The sequence below is a fragment of the Syntrophomonas sp. genome (assembly GCF_028707975.1).
Taxonomy (GTDB): Bacteria; Bacillota; Syntrophomonadia; order Syntrophomonadales; family Syntrophomonadaceae; genus Syntrophomonas.
This window is the reverse complement of record NZ_JAQVZX010000177.1, coordinates 1-2520: the sequence shown is the minus strand read 5'-3', so window position 1 is coordinate 2520 and position 2520 is coordinate 1. Positions and strand designations below refer to the sequence as shown.

Annotated in this window: 1 protein-coding gene and 1 pseudogene; both read right to left on the bottom strand. The window is 42.7% G+C overall.

Translation table 11 applies throughout. The features are described 5' to 3' along the window. Positions 1-544: 544 nt before the first annotated feature. Positions 545-1921, bottom strand: coding sequence for a sigma 54-interacting transcriptional regulator (locus tag PHP87_RS11880; RefSeq protein WP_299921643.1), 1377 nt, complete (start codon positions 1919-1921; stop codon positions 545-547). Between the two features lie 485 nt (positions 1922-2406). Then, positions 2407-2520, bottom strand: a pseudogene (locus PHP87_RS11875) (enoyl-CoA hydratase/isomerase family protein); the annotation flags it as partial.

Here is a 2520-nt window from a genome sequence, read left to right as displayed (position 1 = left end):
TCTTCCGATTCATCATAAGCCGCCCGTACCGGAACGATCTCGTTTTCCACAAATTTCCTTACTGTCTTCTGGAGCGCAATCTGGTCCTCGGTGTAAGTAAACCCAAACGCCATCCTTTTGTACCTCCCTAAATTAGAATGAAATTTACAACGTTCCCGATTTGCCCATACCTCCTTTCCTTGAAAAGTTACCATTATTAATAGCAACATCTATGCCAGCCAAAAGGAGGTGGGGATAACCCCCTATATAATGGGCTTAGCGATTTAGGCAGGGGAAAATATATCGGTATAAACCTCTAATTGATTTCCATTCAGTTTAATTAATAGTTCAGCTTCTGCTTGGAACAACTGTACTTAAGGGGATTAGGCCAAAAGTCCAGTCTGTTTGGTTAATTATCTAATCGCCCCTGATTTCTAGATTATTTTTTGACATGCCGGGAATTTTGCGCATAAAAATAAACCTGTCGTAACAGGTTTAGAGGATTGGTCAATTTTTTCATTATTCCTTATGCTTCAAGTGTACTTGATCACACCGGTTCTATATTCTAGGCATTATCAGGTGGAATTCCGTATTGTTTCAGTTTCTTGTAAAGCCAGGATAAGTCAATATCCAGAATATTGGCAGCCTTGGTTTTATTGTAATTAGTCTCTTCCAGTACTTTAATCAGAATTTGCCTTTCGTAATCTTTTATGAGCGATTTCAGGGTATGGGAGGATACGGTTTTCCCCGACTCGTTTTTAACTTGCATGAAACATAGCTGTTTGGTGGTAATGGTATCATCATCACCCATATCAGCCAATATTATAGCCCTTTGTAAAACATTGATGAGCTCCCTGATGTTGCCTGGCCAATTGTATTGGCTAAGCAGGGTGATCGCCTCATCCGACATGCTGGTTACATTAGTTTTCAAATCCACATTTAATTTGGGAATTAAATATTTTACCAGCTGGGGGATGTCTTCCACGTGGTCTCTTAGCGGGGGGATATCCAGAGATAGTACATTCAATCGATAATACAAATCCTCCCTGAATTTTTGCTGGCTTATCATTTCTTCCAGATTGCGATTCGTGGCAGCTATAACCCTAACATTGACCCGGATAGGATCATGGCTGCCCAATCTTTCGAATTCCCTTTCCTGGAGAAAAACCAGCAGCTTGCTTTGCATGGTCAGAGACATCTCCCCGATCTCATCTAGAAATATGGTGCCGCCATTGGCTAATTCGAACTTGCCAGGACTTCCCCCTTTGCGGGCACCCGTAAAAGCACCTTCTTCATAGCCGAAGAGTTCAGCTTCCAGGAGATGTTCCGGTATAGCCGCACAGTTGACCCTAATGAAAGACATTCGTGAACGGTTGCTGGCTCTGTGTATGGCATGGGCGAACAACTCTTTGCCGGTTCCGCTCTCCCCTCGAATCAATACGGTTATGGATGGATGGAGAGCCGCCTTTTGGGCCAGTATTTTTACATCCTGGATATTGGGAGCCTGGCCGATGATTTCTGCAAAGGTGTATCGAGCGGAGTGCAGGTTACGAACTTCGTCCCGGTACATGTTGAGTTCGGTCATGAGGTTGTCTACCAGATCCTTAGCATCCCATATATCCATAAACAGACTGTAAGCAAAACAACCCAGCAGTTTGCCGTTTCGAATCAACGGCAATGAACAGGCGATCATATTATAGCCGTTTATCGACCAATTGTAGCCGACAATAGCTTTGCCCGTTTTTATAACGGTCAGGGTTCGAGTCTCCGGCGTAATATCGCCGATATATTTCCCTATGACCTCTTCTTCTTCTTTTCCCAGGATATGAAGATAAGTTTTATTGATGAATACAACTGTTCCGTTTTTGCAGACAATCAGTGCGGTCATGGCGTTGGTATCCAACACCTCGTTAACTAATAAGCCCGTTTCCAAAACCCTCACCTCCCCCGCTGCAGATAACCCTTAAGATACACAATCACGGAAAGCTCCTTGATATGAATTTGGTTGGAGATCGACATACGCAATGGCAAACTGGTATCGCTTGTAAAAATAGAACGAATCACCCAGCATTTTGTTATCTTACCCTAATTTTAAACTAAATGGGGCAGGATACAATATTTTTATTTTTGATTAACCATCGATAAATGGCCGCCTGGTATTGGTGTTTTCCTAAATAATATCTGTCAAGAAACAATTGCCAGCTCTTTTCACAAAAGATATGCGCCCACCGGGTAATATAGAACTCTCTGGGCACGCTACAATTCTTTGCATGGGATTTTTACTTTTCTCAAGTAAGGCTGCAGGAGATTCCCAACCCTGCTTTAAAAAGTTTGTAATGGGAGTGGCGAACATAATCACTCCCATCACAATATCAAGATGAGGTGGTAATATAGAAGTCAGGTTAATTTATTGGGAGTTTCCCCGGTTTATCTGCCTTTATAGACCGGCCTTCTTTTTTCCAGGAAAGCCTTCATTCCTTCCTTCTGGTCTTCAGTTGAAAAAAGCGATGCCCATGTTTTTATTTCATAGGTGAGGGCGGA